Origin of the sequence: Paraburkholderia dipogonis (genome assembly GCF_046027395.1) — a bacterium.
Taxonomy (GTDB): Bacteria; Pseudomonadota; Gammaproteobacteria; order Burkholderiales; family Burkholderiaceae; genus Paraburkholderia; species Paraburkholderia dipogonis_A.
In genome coordinates this window covers 1-571 of record NZ_JAQQEG010000126.1, presented here as the reverse complement: position 1 = coordinate 571, position 571 = coordinate 1, and the positions used below count along the sequence as shown (strand labels likewise).

Sequence of the window (571 nt, the reverse complement as noted above, 5' to 3'; positions counted from 1 at the left end):
TGAGTTGACCGGCGCCGATGATCGCCACATGTACTATCGCCTTGTCGTGCGTCCCGCCCTGTGGCTGACCACAAAGACGTCGCGCAGCCGCATATTCCAGAACAGAAGCGTGCTGGATATCACCAGCGATGTGCTGCGCGATTATCCGGTCCTGTATGACATGAAGGTGTCCGCTTTCAGGCTGAGAAACGGTTACCCGGAGCGCGACTTCGTCCGTCAGATGTGGGAATCCGACTTCCATTTCCTGACCCGCCTGTGGAGGGAATGGGGACTGTATTACTTCGAGGATAACGACCGGCTCGTGTTATGTGACGCGCCCGGTGTCCACCAGCCTCACGGGAACGCCTATGACTCGATACGCTATCACGCGCCCGGCGCCGGGCGCATCGACGAGGAATATATCCACTGCCTGAAGGCGTCGCGCAGGATCACGGCCGCGAAGGTGAGCGTGGTCGATTACGACTACACGCGCGCACGTCAGAATTTACCCGAGGAACATGACGCGTTTGGAGACCTGCACGGCGCGGAAGAAAGGCATTGGGGCGACTACTCACAGCCGCTTGCCGGCGCG

The 571-nt window shown here is 59.9% G+C and carries 1 protein-coding gene; it reads left to right on the top strand.

Annotated elements, in window-relative coordinates; genetic code table 11:
• On the top strand, window positions 1–571 hold a 571-nt coding region (locus PQR32_RS42145), incomplete at both ends, for a contractile injection system protein, VgrG/Pvc8 family (protein WP_408241806.1).